At 68.6% G+C, this 14,346-nt stretch carries 14 protein-coding genes and 1 riboswitch; of the genes, 11 read left to right on the top strand and 3 right to left on the bottom strand.

The window, feature by feature from the left end; genetic code table 11:
- From ACIHIX_RS24175 to ACIHIX_RS24165, 3 genes are all read left to right on the top strand, one after another.
- Window positions 1-1,149, top strand: a 1,149-nt coding sequence (locus ACIHIX_RS24175; RefSeq protein WP_399959413.1) for a cbb3-type cytochrome c oxidase subunit I, incomplete at its 5' end; no start/stop codon positions are given.
- Entirely contained in the window at window positions 1,146-1,544 is a 399-nt protein-coding gene (locus ACIHIX_RS24170) for a cytochrome c oxidase subunit 4 (RefSeq protein WP_399959411.1), read from the top strand. The genes ACIHIX_RS24175 and ACIHIX_RS24170, both read left to right, overlap by 4 nt.
- A 154-nt stretch (window positions 1,545-1,698) precedes the next feature.
- Window positions 1,699-2,961 carry an Ig-like domain-containing protein gene (locus ACIHIX_RS24165; protein ID WP_399959409.1) on the top strand — a complete coding sequence of 421 codons (1,263 nt, stop codon included), beginning with the start codon at window positions 1,699-1,701 and terminating at the stop codon, window positions 2,959-2,961.
- A gap of 16 nt (window positions 2,962-2,977) precedes the next feature.
- Here the strand turns inward: ACIHIX_RS24165 and ACIHIX_RS24160 are convergent, their stop codons facing one another.
- Window positions 2,978-3,379, bottom strand: coding sequence for a hypothetical protein (locus ACIHIX_RS24160; RefSeq protein ID WP_329340052.1), 402 nt, complete (start codon window positions 3,377-3,379; stop codon window positions 2,978-2,980).
- A 178-nt stretch (window positions 3,380-3,557) separates the two neighbouring features.
- Between ACIHIX_RS24160 and ACIHIX_RS24155 the strand changes: the two genes are divergently transcribed.
- The 7 genes from ACIHIX_RS24155 to ACIHIX_RS24125 all read left to right on the top strand — a co-directional run bounded on the left by ACIHIX_RS24155 (window position 3,558) and on the right by ACIHIX_RS24125 (window position 12,900).
- Entirely contained in the window at window positions 3,558-4,178 is a 621-nt protein-coding gene (locus ACIHIX_RS24155; protein ID WP_079308715.1) for a heme-copper oxidase subunit III, read from the top strand.
- 80 nt (window positions 4,179-4,258) lie between these two features.
- Window positions 4,259-5,068, top strand: coding sequence for a c-type cytochrome (locus ACIHIX_RS24150; RefSeq protein ID WP_399959407.1), 810 nt, complete (start codon window positions 4,259-4,261; stop codon window positions 5,066-5,068).
- On the top strand, window positions 5,065-6,120 hold the full coding sequence (locus ACIHIX_RS24145; RefSeq protein ID WP_399959405.1) for a Rieske 2Fe-2S domain-containing protein: 1,056 nt from the start codon (window positions 5,065-5,067) through the stop codon (window positions 6,118-6,120). Before ACIHIX_RS24150 ends, ACIHIX_RS24145 begins: the two co-directional genes overlap by 4 nt.
- Window positions 6,117-7,757 carry a cytochrome bc complex cytochrome b subunit gene (locus tag ACIHIX_RS24140; protein ID WP_399959403.1) on the top strand — a complete coding sequence of 547 codons (1,641 nt, stop codon included), beginning with the start codon at window positions 6,117-6,119 and terminating at the stop codon, window positions 7,755-7,757. Before ACIHIX_RS24145 ends, ACIHIX_RS24140 begins: the two co-directional genes overlap by 4 nt.
- 135 nt (window positions 7,758-7,892) lie before the next feature.
- Window positions 7,893-8,957 carry an anthranilate phosphoribosyltransferase gene (trpD, locus tag ACIHIX_RS24135; protein WP_399959402.1) on the top strand — a complete coding sequence of 355 codons (1,065 nt, stop codon included), beginning with the start codon at window positions 7,893-7,895 and terminating at the stop codon, window positions 8,955-8,957.
- A 75-nt stretch (window positions 8,958-9,032) separates the two neighbouring features.
- Window positions 9,033-9,149: riboswitch (SAM riboswitch) on the top strand.
- 145 nt (window positions 9,150-9,294) lie between these two features.
- The gene (locus ACIHIX_RS24130) at window positions 9,295-10,671 is read left to right on the top strand and encodes an aminotransferase class V-fold PLP-dependent enzyme (protein WP_399959400.1); all 1,377 of its coding nucleotides are present in this window, start codon (window positions 9,295-9,297) and stop codon (window positions 10,669-10,671) included.
- Window positions 10,672-10,710: 39 nt separating this feature from the next.
- Complete coding sequence (locus ACIHIX_RS24125) at window positions 10,711-12,900, top strand: PQQ-binding-like beta-propeller repeat protein (protein ID WP_399959398.1); 2,190 nt, start codon at window positions 10,711-10,713, stop codon at window positions 12,898-12,900.
- On the opposite strand, the gene ACIHIX_RS24120 is transcribed toward ACIHIX_RS24125, so the two are convergent.
- Entirely contained in the window at window positions 12,897-13,178 is a 282-nt protein-coding gene (locus ACIHIX_RS24120; protein ID WP_059197589.1) for an Lrp/AsnC family transcriptional regulator, read from the bottom strand. The two genes, ACIHIX_RS24125 and ACIHIX_RS24120, sit on opposite strands and share 4 nt — an antisense overlap.
- Entirely contained in the window at window positions 13,175-13,915 is a 741-nt protein-coding gene (locus ACIHIX_RS24115; RefSeq protein ID WP_399959396.1) for a rhomboid family intramembrane serine protease, read from the bottom strand. The genes ACIHIX_RS24120 and ACIHIX_RS24115 overlap by 4 nt, the downstream gene beginning before the upstream one ends.
- A 172-nt stretch (window positions 13,916-14,087) precedes the next feature.
- On the opposite strand from ACIHIX_RS24115, the gene ACIHIX_RS24110 reads away from it, so the two are divergent.
- Window positions 14,088-14,327 (top strand): hypothetical protein, encoded by a 240-nt coding sequence (locus ACIHIX_RS24110; protein ID WP_020137397.1) that lies wholly within the window; start codon window positions 14,088-14,090, stop codon window positions 14,325-14,327.
- Window positions 14,328-14,346 lie beyond the last annotated feature (19 nt).

Genomic DNA, 14,346 nt, shown 5'->3' with positions numbered 1-14,346 from the left:
ATCATCTGCATGCGCGCGCCGGGCATGACCATGTTCCGCATGCCGATCTTCGTGTGGAACGTGCTGCTGACCGCCGTCCTGGTCCTGCTCGCCTTCCCGGTCCTGGCGGCCGCGCTGTTCGCCCTGGAGGCGGACCGCAAGTTCGGTGCCCATGTCTTCGACTCCGCCAACGGCGGGGCGCTGCTGTGGCAACACCTCTTCTGGTTCTTCGGCCATCCAGAGGTGTACATCATCGCGCTACCGTTCTTCGGCATCATCTCCGAGGTCATCCCGGTCTTCTCCCGCAAGCCGATGTTCGGCTACATGGGCCTGATCGGCGCCACCATCGCCATCGCCGGCCTGTCCGTGACCGTGTGGGCCCACCACATGTACGTCACCGGCGGCGTTCTGCTCCCGTTCTTCTCCTTCATGACGTTCCTCATCGCCGTGCCAACGGGCGTGAAGTTCTTCAACTGGATCGGAACGATGTGGAAGGGGTCCTTGAGTTTCGAGACCCCGATGCTCTGGGCCACCGGCTTCCTGATCACCTTCACCTTCGGTGGTCTGACCGGTGTCATCCTGGCCTCGCCGCCGATGGACTTCCATGTGTCCGACTCGTACTTCGTGGTGGCGCACTTCCACTACGTCGTCTTCGGCACCGTCGTCTTCGCGATGTTCTCCGGCTTCCACTTCTGGTGGCCGAAGATGACCGGCAAGATGCTGGACGAGCGCCTCGGCAAGATCACGTTCTGGACGCTGTTCATCGGCTTCCACGGCACGTTCCTCGTCCAGCACTGGCTGGGTGCGGAGGGCATGCCGCGTCGTTACGCCGACTACCTGGCGGCCGACGGCTTCACCGCCCTGAACACGATCTCGACGATCAGCTCGTTCGTCCTCGGCGCGTCGATCCTGCCGTTCCTCTACAACGTGTGGAAGACGGCCAAGTACGGCAAGCCCGTCGGCGTCGACGACCCGTGGGGCTACGGTCGCTCGCTCGAGTGGGCGACGTCCTGCCCGCCGCCGCGGCACAACTTCCTCACCCTGCCGCGGATCCGCAGCGAATCCCCGGCGTTCGACCTGCACCACCCGGAGATCGCCGCTCTCGACCAGCTCGAGAACGCACCTCACGGTGAGAAGGCTCTCGCGGGCGGCAAGGAGGCCGGCAAGTGAAGATCCAGGGCAAGATGTTCATGTGGCTGAGCGTCTTCGTCCTCGCCATGGCGGTTGTTTATGGCGTTTGGTCGAAGGAGCCGGCCGGTACCACGGCCCTCTTCCTGGCCTTCGGCCTGTGCATCATGATCGGCTTCTACCTGGGCTTCACCGCCCGGCGGGTCGACGCGGGTGCGCAGGACAACAAGGAGGCGGATGTCGCGGACGACGCCGGCGAGGTCGGGTTCTTCAGCCCGCACAGCTGGCAGCCGCTGTCCCTCGCGGTCGGTGGCGCGCTCGCCTTCCTGTCGATCGCGATCGGCTGGTGGCTGATGTACTTCTCCGCGCCGCTGATCCTGGTCGGCCTGTGGGGCTGGGTCTTCGAGTACTACCGCGGTGAGAACCGCACCCAGTAGCACGAGCTGAGCGCAACGAGAGCCCGGACACTCCGTCAGGAGAGTCCGGGCTCCCGCTTTTGCAGCAGTCCCGGTCGCCGGATGCAGTAGTACGCGTCCCTCGTCCGAGTTACTCGGCGCGCCACAGTTGACGAACGTTCCTAGCGTGAGGTGCATGAGCCACACTCCGCGCACGCGCACCGTTCTCTCCTGCACCCTGCTGGTGCTCGCCCTCACCGCGGGCGCCACCGCCTGCAGCAGCGACGGCAACCCGCTGTCGGCGGCGCCGTACGACGCGGCGGACCAGATCTCCTTCAACGGCCCTTCCGGCGACGGCAAGAAGGCCGACCCGGACAAGCCCCTGGAAGTCACCGCCGAGGACGACGACGGCCGGATCACGGACGTCACCGCACTGGACGCCACGGGACGCCATGTGGCGGGCGAACTCTCCGCCGACGGCACCCGGTGGCACAGCACCTCCCCACTGGCCGCCAGCGCCCACTACACGGTCCGGGTGAGCACCGAGGACGAGGACGGGGCGCCCGGCCGCCGGGTCCTCGCCTTCGACACCGGCAAGCCCACCACCAAGAAGCGCCTGAAGGTCACCTTCGGCCCCAAGGCGGGCAAGTACGGCGTCGGCCAGCCCATCACGGCCGAACTGAACAAGCCCGTCAAGGACAAGGCCCAGCGGGCCGTCGTCGAGCGCGCCCTCAAGGTCGACTCGATGCCCGCCACGGAGGGCGCCTGGTACTGGGTGGACGACAAGGAACTCCACTACCGCCCCAAGGAGTACTGGCCCGCCCACGCCACGATCCAGGTGCACAGCAACCTGGACGGAGTCAAGATCAGCGATCGCCTGTGGGGCGGTCGGACGAAGCCCCTCACGCTGACCACCGGCGACCGCATCATCGCGGTCACGGACGCCTCGGCCCACTCCATGAAGGTCTACAAGAACGGCGAGGTCATCAACGAGCTCCCCGTCACCACCGGCAAGCCCGGCTTCGAGACCCGCAACGGCGTCAAGGTGGTACTCGGCAAGGAGTACTTCGTACGGATGCGCGGCACCAGCATCGGCATCGCCGAGGGCTCCTCGGAGTCGTACGACCTGCCGGTCTACTACGCGACCCGGGTCACCTGGAGCGGCGAGTACGTGCACGCCGCCCCCTGGTCGGTCGGCTCCCAGGGCTACGAGAACGTCAGCCACGGCTGCACCGGCATGAGCACCGGTGACGCCGAGTGGTTCTTCGACACCGTCCACGAGGGTGACGTCGTCAAGGTCGTGAACTCCTACGGCGACACCATGGAGACCTTCGGCAACGGCTTCGGTGACTGGAACCTCAAGTGGAAGAAGTGGCGCACGGGCAGCGCCCTGACCGCCGGCACCCCGGAGGCCCCCAGCGCCGAGCAGCGGGCTCGACTGCGGCCGGAGAGCGTCTAGAGGTTCCCTGGGGCCCTCAGGCGCTCAGCGCGCTCTTCTGCCGCAGCAGGGCGGCCAGCGCCGACGCGAACTCCACCGGGTCCACCGGGTGGGTCACCGCGGCCTCGGCACGGCTCCAGGTGGCCAGCCAGGCGTCCTGCGGGCGGCCGATCAGCAGCAGCACGGGCGGGGAGTTGAAGACCTCGTCCTTGATCTGTCGGCACAGCCCCATGCCGCCCATCGGCACGGCCTCGCCGTCCAGGACACAGACGTCGATCCCGCCGCGGTCCAGTTCCTTGAGGACGGCTGCAGGCGTGGCACATTCCACGAACTCGACCTGAGGAACGTCCGGAGCCGGCCGTCGGCCGGTCGCGAGCCGTACCTGCTCGCGGGTGTTGGCGTCGTCGCTGTAGACCAGCACCGTGGCCGTCGCCTGCATGCTTCCTCCGTGACATCAGCGTCGTACGGACAGAACAGTTGCCGCGGATGCTACTCCCTTGAACAGCCCGTCAACACCCGCTGGAACACCCCTGCGATGGGCCATCCGGGCAGTACACACGCTGCGAACACTCCGAACGGCACCCCCCGGAGTGAGGGCGGGATAAGGGACCGACATAATGTCGGTCGTGGCGACAGCAACGACAGTAGAAACCGGGCACGCGCACCCGTCGGTCAATCGGCCGAACCTCACCAGCGTCGGAACCATCATCTGGCTGAGTTCCGAGCTGATGTTCTTCGCGGCCCTCTTCGCGATGTACTTCACCCTGCGATCGGTGACGGGTCCTGATCACTGGAAGGAAATGGCCGAGAGCCTGAACTTCCCGTTCTCGGCCACCAACACCACGATCCTGGTGCTCTCCTCCCTCACCTGCCAGCTCGGCGTCTTCGCCGCCGAGCGCGGTGACGTGAAGAAGCTCCGGGGCTGGTTCATCGTCACCTTCATCATGGGTGCGATCTTCATCGGCGGTCAGGTCTTCGAGTACACCGAGCTGGTCAAGAAGGACGGGCTCTCGCTCTCCTCCGACCCGTACGGTTCGGTGTTCTACCTGACCACCGGCTTCCACGGCCTGCACGTGACGGGAGGTCTCATCGCCTTCCTGCTGGTCCTCGGCCGCACCTACGCGGCGAAGAGGTTCACTCATGAGCAGGCGACGGCCGCCATCGTCGTGTCCTACTACTGGCACTTCGTCGATGTCGTCTGGATCGGCCTCTTCGCCACGATCTACATGATCAAGTAGTCGGGCCCGTTCCCGAGCGCTTCCCGAGAAGCGCATTTCCAGAAGCATCGACGCAGAAGATCCTGACACCGGGGTAATCCGTGAAAAAGCTCTCCGCACGACGACGCCATCCGCTGGCGGCGCTCGTCGTCCTACTCCTCGCGCTGGCGGCCACTGGGGGGCTGTACGCCGCGTTCGCGCCCGCGGACAAGGCGCAGGCCGACGAAACCGCCCAGTCCCTCACCATCGAGGAGGGCAAGAAGCTCTACGCCGTGGGCTGTGCCAGTTGCCACGGCACCGGTGCTCAGGGCACCACCGACGGGCCGAGCCTCGTGGGTGTGGGCGCCGCGGCCGTGGACTTCCAGGTCGGCACCGGCCGTATGCCGGCCCAGCAGCCGGGCGCACAGGTCCCGCGCAAGAAGGTCATCTACACGCAGGCCGAGATCGACCAGCTCGCCGCGTACATCTCCTCCCTGGGCGCCGGTCCGGCCGTCCCGACGAAGAACGAGTACAGCCCGGACGGGGCGGACATCGCCAAGGGTGGCGAGCTGTTCCGCACCAACTGCGCGCAGTGCCACAACTTCACCGGCAAGGGCGGTGCGCTGACGCACGGCAAGTTCGCGCCGAGCCTTGAGGGCGTCGACCCGAAGCACATCTACGAGGCCATGCAGACCGGCCCGCAGAACATGCCGTCGTTCCCCGACACCACGCTGTCGGAGCAGAACAAGAAGGACATCATCGCGTACCTCGACGCGGTCAACGGTGACGACACCGAGAGCCCCGGTGGCCTCGAGCTGGGCGGCCTCGGTCCGGTCAGCGAGGGTCTGTTCGCGTGGGTGTTCGGACTCGGTGGCCTGATCGCGATCGCCGTCTGGCTCGCCGCTCGGACCGCAAAGGCCAAGAAGTCATGAGTAGCCAAGACATTCCAGAAGAGAACCTGCCCGCAGAGCAGGACGACCACGGCGCGGTGAGCGTCGCGGACGACAGGGACCCCTTCGCGGACCCCGGTCTGCCGCCCCACGAGCACCGGGTCCAGGACATCGACGAGCGGGCCGCCAAGCGGTCCGAGCGCACGGTGGCGCTGCTGTTCACGGTGTCGATGCTGGCCACGATCGGCTTCATCGCCGCATACGTGGGTGTCCCGCACGACAAGGCGATCTACGTCTTCCCGATCGGGCACATCAACGCGCTGAACTTCTCGCTGGGTCTGACGCTCGGCGTCGCGCTCTTCGCGATCGGCGCGGGCGCGGTCCACTGGGCCCGCACCCTGATGTCCGACGTGGAGATGGTCGACGAGCGGCACCCGATCGAGGCGCCGCCCGAGGTCCGCGAGAAGGTCTTCGAGGACTGGAAGCAGGGCGCCAAGGAGTCCGCGCTCGGCCGTCGCAAGCTGATCCGCAACACCATGCTCGGCGCGCTCACCCTGGTGCCGCTCGCCGGTGTCGTGCTGCTGCGCGACCTCGGCCCGCTGCCCGGGACCAAGCTGCGGCACACCATGTGGCGCAAGGGCCTGCTGCTCGTCAACATGAACACCAACGAGCCGCTGCGTCCCTCCGACGTCGCCGTGGGCTCCCTCACCTTCGCCAAGCCCGAGGGCCTGGAGGAGCACGACGAGGAGTTCCAGACCGAGATCGCCAAGGCCGCCCTGATGATCGTCCGGATCCAGCCGGACAACATCAAGGACAAGCGCGAGCTCGAGTGGTCGCACGACGGCATCGTGGCGTACTCGAAGATCTGCACCCACGTCGGTTGCCCGATCTCGCTGTACGAGCAGCAGACGCACCACGTGCTCTGCCCCTGCCACCAGTCCACCTTCGACCTCTCCGACGGTGCCCGAGTGATCTTCGGCCCCGCCGGTCACGCCCTGCCGCAGCTGCGCATCGCCGTGAACGACGAGGGCTACCTCGAGGCGCAGGGCGACTTCGAGGAGCCTGTCGGTCCTGCCTTCTGGGAGCGCGGATGAGCACCAACGAGAACAACGAGTCGGCCCGCGCCCGCGGGCAGGCCCCGGCCGGCGAGAAGCTCGCCGACTGGGCCGACGGCCGACTGGGGATCTACTCCCTGGCCAAGGCCAACATGCGCAAGATCTTCCCCGACCACTGGTCGTTCATGCTGGGTGAGATCTGCCTGTACGCCTTCATCATCATCATCCTCACGGGTGTGTATCTGACGCTGTTCTTCCACCCGTCGATGAACGAGGTGGAGTACCACGGCAGCTACGTCCCGCTGCAGGGACAGCTGATGTCCGAGGCGTTCAACTCGACCATGCACATCTCCTTCGATGTGCGCGGTGGTCTGCTGATCCGGCAGATCCACCACTGGGCGGCGCTGATCTTCCTCGCCGGCATGTTCGTGCACATGATGCGCGTCTTCTTCACGGGTGCGTTCCGCAAGCCGCGTGAGGTCAACTGGCTGTTCGGCTTCCTGCTGTTCGTCCTGGGCATGTTCACCGGCTTCACCGGTTACTCGCTCCCGGACGACCTGCTCTCCGGCACCGGTGTCCGCTTCATGGAGGGCGCGATCCTGTCCGTGCCGATCGTCGGCACGTACCTGTCGTTCTTCCTCTTCGGCGGCGAGTTCCCGGGCGGCGACTTCGTGGCCCGCTTCTACTCGGTCCACGTGCTGCTGCTGCCGGGCATCATGCTCGGCCTCATGGTCGGCCACCTGATCCTGGTGTTCGTCCACAAGCACACGCAGTACGCGGGCCCCGGCAAGACCAACAAGAACGTCGTCGGCATGCCGCTGTTCCCGGTGTACACCGCCAAGGCCGGAGGCTTCTTCTTCCTGGTCTTCGGTGTCATCGCGGCCATCGCGGCGATCGCCTCGATCAACCCGATCTGGTCCTTGGGTCCGTACCGTCCGGACCAGGTGTCCACCGGTGCCCAGCCCGACTGGTACATGGGTTTCTCCGAGGGTCTGATCCGTGTCATGCCGGGCTGGGAGATCAACTTCTGGGGTCACACGCTCGTCCTGGGTGTGTTCATCCCGCTGGTGATCTTCCCGCTGGTCCTGGTCGCGATCGCGGTCTACCCGTTCATCGAGGCCTGGGTCACCGGCGACCGGCGCGAGCACCACATCCTGGACCGCCCGCGCAACGCCCCGACCCGCACGGCCTTCGGCGTCGCGTGGATCACCTGGTACATGGTGCTGCTCGTCGGTGGTGGAAACGACCTCTGGGCCACCCACTTCCACCTGTCGATCAACTCGATCACCTGGTTCGTCCGGGTGGCGTTCTTCGTCGCTCCGGTGGTCGCGTTCGTCATCACCAAGCGGATCTGCCTCGGCCTCCAGCGCCGCGACAAGGACAAGGTGCTGCACGGCCGCGAGTCCGGCATCATCAAGCGCCTGCCGCACGGTGAGTTCATCGAGGTGCACGAGCCGCTCAGCCAGGACGCGCTGCACACGCTCACCGCGCACGAGCAGTACAAGCCGGCGGAGATCGGCCCGACGGTCGACGACAACGGCGTCGAGCGCAAGGTGAAGGGCTCCGAGAAGCTGCGCGTCAAGCTCAGCGAGGCGTACTTCGGCGACGAGTCGCAGATCGCCAAGCCCACCGTCGAGGAGTACAAGGAGATCACGAGCGGCCACGGCCACCACTGATCGCTGCGCTCGCCACGCGCGTTGCAAGGGCCCCCGTCCGGTCTTCGGACGGGGGCCCTTCTCCGTGCCCGGGGCTGGATAGGGTGGGGTCAAACATCTGTTGAACCTCGTTGTACGACACCCAGGAGCGGCCGTATGAGCGCTGTGACCCCCGCTGGAGGCGACACCGCGGCGGGCCGTTCCTGGCCCGAGGTGTTGAACGCCCTGCTGTACGGGCGCGACCAGAGCGCCGACGCCACCGCCTGGGCGATGGACCAGATCATGCGCGGCGAGGCGACGGACGCGCAGATCGCCGGGTTCGTGGTGGCCCTGCGGGCCAAGGGCGAGACGGTCGAGGAGATCACCGGGCTCGTCCAGGCGATGTACGAGCACGCCAACGTGATCGAGGTGTCCGGGCGGACCGTCGACATCGTCGGCACCGGCGGCGACGGCGCGAAGACGGTGAACATCTCCACGATGTCCTCCCTCGTCGTGGCCGGCACCGGCGCGAAGGTCGTCAAGCACGGCAACCGGGCGGCCTCGTCGGCGTCGGGTTCCTCGGACGTCCTGGAGAAGCTGGGCGTCAACCTCGACCTCACCCCGCAGCGGGTGGCCGAGGTGGCCGAGGAGGCCGGCATCACCTTCTGCTTCGCCATCAAGTTCCACCCGGCGCTGCGTCACGCGGGCGCCGCCCGCGGTCAGTTGGGCATCCGTACGGTGTTCAACGCGCTGGGCCCGCTGACCAACCCGGCCAAGGTCAAGGCGCAGGCGGTGGGCGTCGCAGATCCGCTGATGGCGCCGATCGTCGCCGGGGTCTTCGCCGAGCGCGGCAACTCCTCGCTGGTCTTCCGCGGTGACGACGGCCTCGACGAGCTGACGACGACGTCCACCTCCCGGGTGTGGGTGGTGCGCGACGGCAAGGTCACCGAGGAGGCCTTCGACCCGCGTGACGTCGGCATCGAGCTGGTGCCGGTGGAGGCGCTGCGGGGCGGTGACCCGGCGTTCAACGCGGACGTGGCGCGCAGACTCCTCGACGGTGAGCCGGGTCCGGTCCGGGACGCGGTGCTGCTGAACTCGGCGGCGGCGCTCGTCGCGCTGGAGCCGACCGGGGCGTCCCTGGCGGACCAGCTGCGGGCCGGGATGGCGAAGGCCGCGGAGTCCATCGACTCCGGCGCGGCCAAGCGGACGCTGGAGCGCTGGGTGGCGGCCAGCAACCGCTAGCTCGTGGCGATGGTCGTCCCGCGATCCGGACACGGGTTGCGGGGCGACGATCACATCGCGTAGGTTCCTGTACCAGGTCATGAGTGACAGTCATGAGGCCCCGGCCGACTGTCCGGCAACCCTCCGTCCGTGGCGGGGTGCCCCGGGTGAAGACCAGGCCGTAGGCAGCGAGGTCTACGGCAAGCGCGGGCCCCTCTCGAATCCAGGGGTCCTGGTCGTTCGAGGGAGTCTTCCGTGAGCAAGCGAATGCGATAGGGCTGCCGAGCCCCGCCTCCGCGCACCCTTTTCCTCTTCCCCGCATGCCCTGCTTCGGCATGCCCTCTCACGGGAGTTCCCCATGTCTGTCACCACCGTTGCCGCCGACCAGACCATTTGTGCCCCTCTGCCCGTTCTGGGTCGTAATGTCACCGTCCCGCTCGTCACCGGTGGCGAGGTCACCTACGCCGCCCTCGACTACGCGGCCAGCGCGCCGGCCCTCCAGCGGGTCTGGGACGACGTGGCGGCGTACGCGCCCTACTACGGCAGCGTCCACCGCGGGGCCGGGTACCTGTCGCAGCTGTCGACCGACCTGTTCGAGAACGCCCGGAAGACCGTCGCCGACTTCCTGGGCTGCCGTGAGGGCGACCAGGTCGTCTTCACCCGGTCCACCACCGACTCCCTCAACCTGCTCGCCGCCGCCCTCCCCGCCGACTGCCAGGTCTTCGTCTTCGAGACCGAGCACCACGCCTCGCTGCTGCCCTGGCGCGACGCCCGGGTCACCTACCTGAACGCGCCCCGCACCCACCAGCAGGCCGTCCAGACCCTGGAGCGGGCCCTCGCCGACCGCACTGCATCTAATGAAGAGGGCCACGGCCCCGCCCTGGTCTGCGTGACCGGCGCCTCCAACGTCACCGGCGAGCTGTGGCCGGTGCGCGAGCTGGCCGCCGTCGCCCATGCGCACGGCGCCCGGATCGTCCTCGACGCCGCCCAGCTCGCCCCGCACCACGCGGTGTCCGTCGCCGATCTCGACGTCGACTGGGTCGCCTTCTCCGGCCACAAGCTGTACGCCCCCTTCGGCTCCGGCGTCCTGGCCGGCCGCGCCGACTGGCTCACCGCCGCCGAGCCCTATCTCGCGGGCGGCGGCGCCAGCCGCAAGGTCACCCGGCGTGAGGACGGCGGCGTGGACGTGGAGTGGCACGAGAACGCGGCCCGCCACGAGGCCGGCTCCCCGAACGTCATCGGCGCCTACTCCATCGCCTCGGCCTGCAAGGCGCTGACCGAGGCCGGCTTCGACACCCTGGTCGCCCGCGAGCAGTACCTGATCGAGAAGGTCAAGAGCGGCCTCGCCGACGTTCCCGAGGTCCGGATCCTCTCCCTCTTCGGCGACGACGCCCCCCGCGTCGGCGTGATCTCCTTCGTCGTCGAGGGCTGGAACAGCTCCCACTTCGCCGCCGCCCTCTCCGCCGAGTACGGCATCGGCGTCCGCGACGGCCTCTTCTGCGCCCACCCTCTCGTCCGCACCCTGCTGGGCAGCGACCCGCAGACCCAGGGCGAGTGCGGCGCCCCCGAGGCCGCGCCGGGCGAGAAGTCCCTCAACGCCATCCGCGTCAGCTTCGGCGCGGGCACGCCGGACGAGCACGTGGAGCGGTTCGTGAACGCCGTGCGCGAGCTGGTGAGCGACGGTGCGAAGTGGCGCTACCGGACCGAGGACGGCCGGTGCGTCCCGGCCGTCTGACCGGCTGACCGGCAGTTGCCGATACGCTCCCTCTCGGGCATGTTCACGACGTCCACGGGGGAGCGGAAAGTGCAGGCGCTGCGCGCGACGGATCCACGCAGGGTCGGCCCGTACGAGGTACGGGGCCGGCTCGGCTCGGGCGGCATGGGTGAGGTGTTCCTCGCCGAGTCACGGACCGGGCTGCGGCTGGCGGTGAAGGTCGTACGGCCGGAGTACGCCCAGGACCGCACCTTCCGTGCCCGGTTCCGGCAGGAGGTACGGGCGGCGCAGACTGTCGGCGGGGCGGGCACCTACACCGCGCGTGTGGTCGACGCCGACCCCGAGGGCGAACATCCGTGGATGGCCACGGAGTTCGTGGACGGGCCGAATCTGCGGGACGCGGTCATGGACGGCGGGGCACTGCCCGAGCGGGCGGTGCGGGTGCTGGGGGCCGCGCTGGGTGAGGCGCTGGGCGCGATCCACGCACGGGGCATGGTCCACCGGGACCTCAAGCCCTCCAACATCCTGCTGGCACCGGACGGCCCGCGGGTCATCGACTTCGGGATCGTACGGGCCCTGGAAGCCACGGCGATGACCCGTACGGGCGCGATCGTGGGCTCGGTCGGCTATGTCTCGCCCGAGCAGATCCGCAACGGCGGCAAGGTCGGCCCGTCGAGCGACGTCTTCTCCCTCGGCGCGGTCCTCGCCTACGCGGCGAGCGGGCGTGAACCCTTCGGCGAGGGCCAGGACTCGGTGATCCTGCTGCGCATCCTGACCCGGGACTTCGACCTGACGGGCGTACCGAAGGAACTGCTGCCGCTGGTGGAGGCGTGCCTCAGGGACGAGCCGGGGCGGCGGCCGATGCCTTCGGACGTGGTCGAGGCCATGGGCGGGTTTCCGCGCGGCGGCCTGCGTCCGGGCTGGTACACGGGTGCGGGCCCGGAGCCCGAGGCTTCTCAAGGAGGCGAACTCTGGCTTCCCGAGCGGGAGTCGGGGGAGCGGGAGAGCCGGGTCGAGTACATGACGCCGGTGACACAGACGCCTCAGGCGGTGCCGCCCGAGGCCGGGACGGCGGACGTACGGCCGTCGCGGCGCGGGCTGCTGCGTCTTGCCGTGGGCGGGGCCGTGGTCGCCGGTGCCGGGGGAGTGGGCGGCTGGTGGTGGCTCGGGCGGTCGGAGACCGGTAGCGATGCCGGGGGGAAGAGCGGGAGCGCCGATACGCCGGGGTTCGTCGCGCGGAAGGCGGCCGTGCGCTGGTCGTACACCGTGGGCGGCGCGCCGAGTGTGGCCGGCGGTCCCTGCGGGGCGCTCTCCGCCGACGGCCGGACGCTGTACTTCGCCGGGGCCGACGGGACTCTGCGGGCCCTGGGCAGCGACGGCAAGGAAAGCTGGAAGGTGTCCGTCCTCAAGGGAGCGACCTTCATCACCAGGCCCGTCGTCACGGCCGACGGGATCTTCGTCGCCGCGGTCGACGAAACCACGGCCGACCCGGGCCGGCTCATCGCGGTGAGCGCCGACGGCGAGGAGATGTGGAAGCGGTATCTGCCCAGTCCGTTCTTCCGCCAGCCCGCCGTGCTCGGGGGCGCTGTCGTCGTGGGTTCCGCGAAAAGCACGTTCGACGGTCCGGGTGTCGTGCAGGCGTACGACAGCCGGGGCAAGGTGCTCTGGTACGCCCCGGTGGGCGGTGCGCCGAGCGAAGAACTCGTCGTGACCGACGGCGTCCTCTATGTGCCCTGCTACGACAACCACCTCTACGGGATCACCGACGGCGGCGCCACCACGCCGTTCGACGCCGCGTTGGACGGTGATGTCGGCCGGCCCGCCGTCAGCGGCGACACCGTGGTCGTGAGCACCGGGAACCAGGCCAACGAGCTGTTCGGGCTGGATCTGGCGGGCCGCCTGAAGTGGAGGGAGCCGGACCTCGCCGGTTCCTACGTCCCGGCGAACGCGGACTCCTTCGCCTTCCTGGGGGTGACGAACGCGAGCGCGGCGCTCAAGGCGGTCACAGCGCGCGGCGACGTGGTCTGGACGCACGGCGGGGGCGGAGCCCTCTCGGACCCGGTGCTGGTGGACTCCACGGTCTATGTGCGCACCGACACCGAGGTCCACGCCCTCGACCTGAAGGGCCAACTGCTCTGGAAGACCGAGGTGGGCGCCGACCCGGGCGTCCTGCTGACCCCCCTCGTCCACGGCCGCCGTGTCTACGCCGGCACGAACAAGGGCGTCGCCGCCCTGGACGTCAGCGGCTAGTTGTCGAGCCCGATCGCGAACGCCGCTTCCAGGTCGTGCTGGGAGTACGTGCGGAAGGCGACGTGGGTGTCCGTGGCCTCCACGCCCGGGATCTTGCTGATGCTGCCGGGGATGACCTCGGCGAGGTCCTCGTGCTGCCGGACGCGGACCATGGCGATCAGGTCGTAGGTGCCGGTGACGGAGAAGACCTCGCTCACCGAGTCCAGGGCCGCGATCGACTCGGCGATCTCGGGGATCCGGTCCACGCTGGTCTTGATGAGGACGATCGCGGTGATCACGGCTGGTTCTCTCCCTCGGGGGCCGGAGCTGGGGCGGGCTTCACTCTAGTCGCAGGGGGGAATCGCACCCACGCGAAGGCGAAGCCCAGGCCGAAGCCCACCAGGTGGGCCAGATACGCCACCCCGGGCCCGTTCGGCGCGCGGCCCGCCGCCAGCCACTGGAGGGCCGCCCAGAAGGGCAGCACCACCCACGCCGGGAACCGCAGGGGCAGGAAGAAGAGGAACGGGAGCAGGCTTGTCACCCGGGCGCCGGGGAACAGGTAGAGAAACGCTCCGAGCACGGCTGAGATCGCCCCGGAGGCCCCGACCAGCGACTGGTCGGAGTCGGAGTTGGCGGCGGCGTAGCCCAGCAGCGCCAGGTAGCCGCAGCCGAGGTAGAAGAGCGTGAACTGGACGCGGCCCATCCGTTCCTCGGTCATCACTCCGAAGACATAGAGGAAGAGCATGTTGCCGAGGAGGTGGACCCAGCTGCCGTGCACGAAGAGGGCCGTCGCCGGGGTGAGCGCCGCCCGGGCCGAGCCTTCGAACAGTTCTGCGGGGACCACGCCCCAGTGGTGGAAGTAGGCCCGCTGGGCGACGAGCAGTTCGTCCCCGGTGCCGTAGGCCGGATTGAGGCCCCCCGCGGGGCCGATGACGAAGAGCAGACAGCACAGGGCGATCAGGCCGTAGGTGACCGGTGCCGTACCCCACAACGACCTGCTCGCGCCATCGACTGTCACCCTCCAGTTGCTGATCATGAACACAGAGCATGACGTAACGGGACGCAACCGAACAGAGTGCCTCGCCGTCCGGGCGGGCACTGAGACGGCCGAGCGACGAGTACCCGCCAGGCCGTAGGGTTACGAGCCACACACCGGGCCCGGTGTGTCGCGGACAATGGAAGACCTAGAAGGAAAGAGCTCAGGCACGATGACGGTTCCCCTGCCGACCGCCTCGACGCGGTGGCGCTGCACCCTCTGCGGCAACCTCACCCGGTTCGACGTGACCCGCTCGTCGAAGGTCGTCGAGTACGTCCACCTCGACCTGGCCGGTGAGCCGAAGGTGGAGGAGCGCGAGGTGGTCAGTGAGACCATCGAGTCGGTGCGCTGCCGCTGGTGCAACGCCGTGGATCAGGTGGAACTCGTGGACAGGCCGGGCGCCGACTCCTGAGGGAGTGGCCCCCGCACAC

It is taken from the genome of Streptomyces sp. NPDC051913 (assembly GCF_044593635.1).
Lineage (GTDB): Bacteria > Actinomycetota > Actinomycetes > Streptomycetales > Streptomycetaceae > Streptomyces.
This window is presented reverse-complemented; position numbering and strand designations above follow the sequence as displayed.

Coding starts and splice junctions, on each gene's coding strand:
- ACIHIX_RS24160 (WP_329340052.1), bottom strand. CDS start 3,379: ATGCAGGCGACGGCCACGGTGCTGGTCTACAGCGACGACGCCAACACC.
- ACIHIX_RS24125 (WP_399959398.1), top strand. CDS start 10,711: ATGTTCACGACGTCCACGGGGGAGCGGAAAGTGCAGGCGCTGCGCGCG.
- ACIHIX_RS24145 (WP_399959405.1), top strand. CDS start 5,065: ATGAGTAGCCAAGACATTCCAGAAGAGAACCTGCCCGCAGAGCAGGAC.
- trpD (WP_399959402.1), top strand. CDS start 7,893: ATGAGCGCTGTGACCCCCGCTGGAGGCGACACCGCGGCGGGCCGTTCC.
- ACIHIX_RS24155 (WP_079308715.1), top strand. CDS start 3,558: ATGTCGGTCGTGGCGACAGCAACGACAGTAGAAACCGGGCACGCGCAC.
- ACIHIX_RS24165 (WP_399959409.1), top strand. CDS start 1,699: ATGAGCCACACTCCGCGCACGCGCACCGTTCTCTCCTGCACCCTGCTG.
- ACIHIX_RS24110 (WP_020137397.1), top strand. CDS start 14,088: ATGACGGTTCCCCTGCCGACCGCCTCGACGCGGTGGCGCTGCACCCTC.
- ACIHIX_RS24130 (WP_399959400.1), top strand. CDS start 9,295: ATGTCTGTCACCACCGTTGCCGCCGACCAGACCATTTGTGCCCCTCTG.
- ACIHIX_RS24140 (WP_399959403.1), top strand. CDS start 6,117: ATGAGCACCAACGAGAACAACGAGTCGGCCCGCGCCCGCGGGCAGGCC.
- ACIHIX_RS24115 (WP_399959396.1), bottom strand. CDS start 13,915: ATGATCAGCAACTGGAGGGTGACAGTCGATGGCGCGAGCAGGTCGTTG.